The 5,695-nt window shown below is 63.6% G+C and carries 6 protein-coding genes; 4 read left to right on the top strand and 2 right to left on the bottom strand.

The genetic code is table 11. The features are described from left to right. Positions 1-26: 26 nt before the first annotated feature. Together F0Q45_RS23870 and F0Q45_RS23865 are read right to left on the bottom strand one after the other, a co-directional pair. A complete protein-coding gene (locus tag F0Q45_RS23870; protein ID WP_149656258.1) occupies positions 27-302 on the bottom strand; it encodes a hypothetical protein in 276 nt (91 codons plus the stop codon). Next, positions 303-887, bottom strand: coding sequence for an L-tyrosine/L-tryptophan isonitrile synthase family protein (locus F0Q45_RS23865; protein WP_149656257.1), 585 nt, complete (start codon positions 885-887; stop codon positions 303-305). It lies immediately after the preceding gene. 653 nt (positions 888-1,540) lie between these two features. Here F0Q45_RS23865 and dnaK point away from each other — a divergent pair. The 4 genes from dnaK to F0Q45_RS23845 all read left to right on the top strand — a co-directional run. After that, on the top strand, positions 1,541-3,406 hold the full coding sequence (gene dnaK, locus F0Q45_RS23860; protein ID WP_149656256.1) for a molecular chaperone DnaK: 1,866 nt from the start codon (positions 1,541-1,543) through the stop codon (positions 3,404-3,406). After that, positions 3,403-4,089, top strand: coding sequence for a nucleotide exchange factor GrpE (gene grpE / locus F0Q45_RS23855; RefSeq protein ID WP_149656255.1), 687 nt, complete (start codon positions 3,403-3,405; stop codon positions 4,087-4,089). Before dnaK ends, grpE begins: the two co-directional genes overlap by 4 nt. A 48-nt stretch (positions 4,090-4,137) precedes the next feature. After that, positions 4,138-5,319, top strand: a complete 1,182-nt coding sequence (dnaJ, locus tag F0Q45_RS23850; RefSeq protein WP_149656254.1) for a molecular chaperone DnaJ — start codon at positions 4,138-4,140, stop codon at positions 5,317-5,319. Beyond that, positions 5,320-5,695, top strand: a 376-nt coding sequence (locus tag F0Q45_RS23845) for a heat shock protein transcriptional repressor HspR (RefSeq protein WP_149656253.1), incomplete at its 3' end; no start/stop codon positions are given.

The following is a 5,695-nucleotide window of genomic DNA, read 5'->3' as shown; positions in this document are numbered from 1 at the left end:
ACTGCTTTGTTCGATCGTCATCGTGGTCATGAGGCTGTCACCAAGTACTTGAGGCCGTCCTCTTCGACGATGTGGTACTGCTTGGCGAGCGCGTCGGCTTTGCGGATGAAGTCGGACCCGCGGTCTGCGCCGCGCACCAGGCAGTGGAATGTCGGGGTCGACACGTGCTGGTTGCCCGGCGGGTACTTGATGGCGGCGCAGTCGGTGAACTCAGGGCTTTTGTACAGCGACGAGAACCGGACATGGCCCGTTTCCCCGAAGTAGGACGTGATCAAGGCGCCGAAGCCGAAGACGACCCGCATCTAAACCGACGCAAGATCTTTGCTGCGCCGCTGCAAGTCAAACAGCAAGGTATCCACCTCGTGCTGGCCGCCGACCAGCGGGGATCGGCTGACGCAGCAGTGACATTCGTGCACCATGTCGAGCATTGCGCCCGGGCCATCAACTGCCTTGATCCGGTCGATGTCGGTCAGGTTGTCGAGGGCGATCTTGTCGCCCATCTCGACCGAGGGCCCGAGGACGAACTCCGAGTTGTTGGTTTCGTTGTGAAAACCAGGCAGTACAAAGGTGATTGAATCGCCAGTCTGAATCTGCTGGGCAGCTTTTCCCCGGACCACTAGGTTGTCGAAGAACTCATTGAACGGGTTCTTGCGGCGCGAGTCCGGCCGGCTCGGGGTGCCGGCGCCGGAGCCAGCGGTGAAGTAGCGGAAACCGCCCAACCCGGGCACCTGGTAGTTCTGCACGAGAGCGGCCAACTTGGTCATGTAAGTGAATCCTCCATGCTCGGGGATGTAGTCGGGAGCGATCTGGTCGACGACGCCCGGGTCCTGGTAGACCGACGAGAATCGAAGGTATTCATCTGCAGGAGCGAATTTGTCGGCCAGCATGCGGCGGAAGCCGATCCAGGTGGTCAGTTGCTCGAGGGCCTTGCTGTCGACGAACTCCTCGAAGTCGGTGTAGTCGCCGTATGCTGCGAGATCGATGCGGCTGAACAGGGTGCGAATGCGTTGGCGTAGTACTCGATCATGGTTGCGTCATTGTCGACGTCGATTGCGAAGGACACGGAACTCAGTTGGCCGCGGCCGACTCGATCCCAATCGGTCACACCGGACCCCCGTCAAGTCGGAAGAGATCTGGTTGGACCCTGGCGGGTCCGTTCGCCGGGGGGGATCGGTGTGCGCACGTCGCCTTCTGACGCCGGTTTGGCTTGGTCTGTGAGGCCGTCGAAGAGATTGGCGCTGGAGCCCTGGGCGGGCTTCTTCCTGGCCGCTGCCATGGCCTGACGCTGCCTGAATGCGACATCTTATGGACGTTTCGACACGCGTCCGACAGCTTAATGACAGTCCGATAAGACAACCGGGCTCCTACAGCAGCGCCGACCCCGGGAACAAGAGGCGCACGGGCACCGTTAGCATGGTCAACAAGTTGAGTGAACAAGACTCAACCCCGGGTTGACAGTAGGCTTCCTCCGGAGCAGGCTTGAGCGGGGTTCACTCAGCATAGTGCAGTAAGAAGCTCTACATATTCAGGAGGAATCACCATGGCTCGTGCGGTCGGTATTGACCTCGGGACCACCAACTCCGTCGTCGCCGTTCTGGAAGGTGGCGACCCTGTCGTCGTCGCCAACTCCGAGGGTGCACGGACCACTCCGTCGGTTGTCGCCTTTGCCCGCAACGGCGAGGTGCTGGTCGGCCAGCCCGCCAAGAACCAGGCGGTGACCAACGTCGACCGCACCATTCGGTCGGTCAAGCGACACATGGGCAGCGACTGGTCGATCGAGATCGACAGCAAAAAGTACACCGCGCCGGAGATCAGCGCTCGCGTCCTGATGAAGCTGAAGCGCGACGCCGAGGCCTACCTCGGGGAGGACATCACCGACGCGGTGATCACCGTGCCCGCCTACTTCAACGACGCGCAGCGGCAGGCTACCAAGGACGCCGGCCAGATCGCCGGCCTCAACGTGCTCCGCATCGTCAACGAGCCCACGGCCGCGGCGCTGGCCTACGGCTTGGACAAGGGCGAGAAGGAGCAAACCATCCTGGTCTTCGACCTGGGCGGCGGCACCTTCGACGTCTCCCTGCTGGAGATCGGCGAAGGGGTGGTCGAGGTCCGCGCTACCAGCGGGGATAACCACCTCGGCGGAGACGACTGGGACGACCGCGTCGTCGAGTGGCTAGTGGACAAGTTCAAAGGCACCAGCGGCATCGACCTGACCAAGGACAAGATGGCCATGCAGCGGCTGCGGGAGGCCGCCGAGAAGGCCAAGATCGAGCTGTCCAGCTCGCAGAGCACCTCGATCAACCTGCCTTACATCACCGTCGACGCCGACAAGAACCCGCTGTTTCTCGACGAGCAGCTGACCCGCGCAGAGTTTCAGCGCATCACCCAGGATCTGCTGGACCGCACCCGCAAGCCGTTCCAGTCGGTGATCGCTGACACCGGTATCTCGGTGTCCGATATCGACCACGTGGTGCTGGTGGGCGGTTCGACCCGGATGCCGGCGGTGACCGACTTGGTCAAGGAACTTACCGGGGGTAAGGAGCCCAACAAGGGTGTCAATCCTGACGAGGTAGTGGCTGTTGGTGCCGCGCTGCAGGCCGGTGTGCTCAAGGGTGAGGTGAAAGACGTTCTGCTGCTTGATGTTACGCCGCTGAGCCTGGGTATCGAAACCAAGGGTGGGGTGATGACGAAGCTGATCGAGCGCAACACCACCATCCCGACCAAGCGGTCGGAGACCTTTACCACCGCCGACGACAACCAGCCGTCGGTGCAGATCCAGGTGTATCAGGGTGAGCGCGAGATCGCTTCGCACAACAAGCTTCTCGGCTCTTTCGAGCTGACCGGTATCCCGCCGGCCCCGCGGGGCGTGCCGCAGATCGAGGTCACCTTCGACATTGACGCCAACGGGATTGTGCACGTCACCGCCAAGGACAAGGGCACCGGCAAGGAGAACACTATCCGGATCCAGGAAGGCTCGGGCCTGTCCAAGGAAGAGATCGACCGGATGATCAAGGACGCCGAGGCGCACGCCGAGGAGGACCGCAAGCGTCGCGAAGAGGCCGACGTTCGCAACCAGGCCGAGACGCTGGTCTACCAGACCGAGAAGTTTGTCAAGGAACAACGCGAGGCCGAAGGCGGCTCCAAGGTCCCTGAAGAGACGCTGAGCAAAGTCGAAGCTGCGGTCGCGGAAGCGAAGACGGCACTTGGTGGGTCCGATATCGCGGCGATCAAGTCCGCTATGGAAAAGCTCGGCCAAGAGTCGCAGGCGCTGGGACAGGCAATCTACGAGGCCACTCAAGCCGAGGGTAGCGCTGCCGGCGCGGCTCAGCCGGGCGGCGGCGCAGCTGGCTCAGCTGACGATGTGGTGGACGCGGAGGTGGTCGACGACGACCGGGAGTCCAAGTGACGGGCGGCAATCCACAAACAGAAGGCAATCCGCAGGAACAGGTGACGGTTACCGACAAGCGGCGCATCGATCCGGAAACAGGTGAAGTGCGGCATGTCCCGCCCGGCGCTGGACCTGGTTCAGGGCCGGGCGGGACGGCTCCTTGCTCCAGCGCCGACAAATCGGCAGACAAGGTCGCCGAACTGACGGCCGATCTGCAACGGGTGCAAGCCGACTTCGCCAACTATCGCAAGCGTGCGCTGCGTGACCAGCAGGCCGCGGCGGACCGGGCCAAGGCCGCCGTCGTCAGCCAGTTGCTGCACGCGGTCGACGATATCGAGCGGGCGCGCAAGCACGGAGACCTCGATTCCGGACCGCTGAAGGCGGTCGCCGACAAGCTGATGAGCACACTGACCGGGTTGGGGCTGAAGCCGTTTGGCGCCGAGGGCGAGGATTTCGACCCGGTGCTACACGAGGCCGTGCAGCACGAGGGCGGTGGCGGACAAGACGCCAAGCCGGTGATTGGCACCGTTATGCGGCAGGGCTACCACCTGGGCGAGCACGTGTTGCGGAACGCTCTGGTCGCCGTCGTTGACACGGTTGCCGACGACAACCCGGAACCGGATGAGGCCGGAGCAGCGGCCACAACTACCGACACCGAGAAACCCAACGCGAGCGATAACGCCCACGGCTCCAGTGAATAAGGCACAGAATCGACGAGAAGCGAGCAGAAGATAAGGAGGTGACGCGGCATGGCCCAGCGTGAATGGGTCGAGAAGGACTTCTACAAGGAGTTGGGCGTTTCCTCTGACGCCACTGCTGATGAGATCAAGCGGGTGGCCCGCAAGCTACTTGCCGAGAATCACCCTGACCGCAACCCAGGCAACAAGGCGGCAGAGGATCGGTACAAGGCTGTCTCCGAGGCCAAGGAAGTGCTCACCGATGTGGGCAAGCGCAAGGAGTACGACGAAACGCGTCGGCTCTTTGCCGGTGGCGGTTTCGGCGGACGCCGGTTTGACACCGGCGGCTTCGGCGGCTTCGGGGCGAGTGGCTCCGATGGGGTCGAGTTCAATCTCAACGATTTGTTCGACGCCGCCGGCCGCTCCGGTGGAAGCAACATCGGTGATCTGTTCGGCGGGTTGTTCGGCCGCGGCGGCAGCGCCCGCCCCAGCCGGCCTCGCCGCGGCAACGACCTGGAGACCGACACCGAACTCGATTTCGTGGAAGCCGCCAAGGGTGTGGCGATGCCGCTGCGGCTGACCAGCCCGGCGCCGTGCACCAACTGCCATGGCAGCGGAGCCCGGCCCGGCACCAGCCCGAAGGTGTGTCCCACGTGTAACGGCGCGGGGGTAATCAACCGGAACCAGGGCGCGTTCGGGTTCTCCGAACCCTGCACCGACTGCCGGGGCAGCGGTTCGATCATCGAGCACCCCTGCGAGGAGTGCAAAGGCACCGGTGTGACGACTCGCACCCGCACCATCAATGTGCGGATTCCGCCTGGCGTTGAGGACGGACAGCGGATCAGGTTGCCCGGGCAGGGTGAAGCCGGGTTACGGGGTGCGCCGTCGGGAGACTTGTATGTGACGGTGCATGTGCGGCCACACCCGGTTTTCGGCCGCGACGGTGACGATCTCACCGTGACGGTTCCGGTCAGCTTCACCGAATTAGCTCTGGGATCAACACTTTCAGTGCCCACGCTGGACGGCACCGTTGGTGTCCGGGTGCCGAAGGGTACCGCCGACGGTCGCATTCTGCGAGTGCGCGGTCGGGGGGTGCCTAAGCGCAGCGGTGGTAGCGGCGACCTGCTTGTCACGGTCAAGGTGGCAGTCCCGCCGAATGTGGAGGGCGCCGCTCAAGAGGCGCTCGAAGCCTATGCGGCGGCCGAGCGGTCGAGTGGGTTCAATCCCAGGGCTGGTTGGGCAGGTAGTCGGTAGATGGCTAAGAACCCGAGAGAAGAGGAAGCCCGGACGTTTCTGATCTCGGTGGCCGCCGAGCTGGCCGGCATGCATGCGCAGACACTGCGCACCTACGACCGGCTCGGCCTGGTCAGCCCACGGCGCACTTCAGGTGGTGGGCGCCGGTATTCAGAGCGTGATGTCGATCTGCTGCGTCAGGTCCAACAGCTATCGCAGGAAGAGGGGGTTAACCTCGCCGGCATCAAGCGCATCATCGAGCTGACCAATCAAGTGGAAGCGCTGCAGGCAAGGGTCAAGGAAATGGCAGAGGAACTCGCCGTGTTGCGCGCTAAGCAGCGCCGCGAGCTGGCGGTGATGCCCAAGAGCACGGCCGTGGTGCTCTGGCAACCGCGCC

This window comes from Mycobacterium simiae (assembly GCF_008370645.1).
Classification (GTDB): Bacteria; Actinomycetota; Actinomycetes; order Mycobacteriales; family Mycobacteriaceae; genus Mycobacterium; species Mycobacterium simiae_A.
This window is presented reverse-complemented; position numbering and strand designations above follow the sequence as displayed.

Coding starts and splice junctions, on each gene's coding strand:
- dnaJ (WP_149656254.1), top strand. CDS start 4,138: ATGGCCCAGCGTGAATGGGTCGAGAAGGACTTCTACAAGGAGTTGGGC.
- dnaK (WP_149656256.1), top strand. CDS start 1,541: ATGGCTCGTGCGGTCGGTATTGACCTCGGGACCACCAACTCCGTCGTC.
- F0Q45_RS23865 (WP_149656257.1), bottom strand. CDS start 887: ATGCTGGCCGACAAATTCGCTCCTGCAGATGAATACCTTCGATTCTCG.
- F0Q45_RS23870 (WP_149656258.1), bottom strand. CDS start 302: ATGCGGGTCGTCTTCGGCTTCGGCGCCTTGATCACGTCCTACTTCGGG.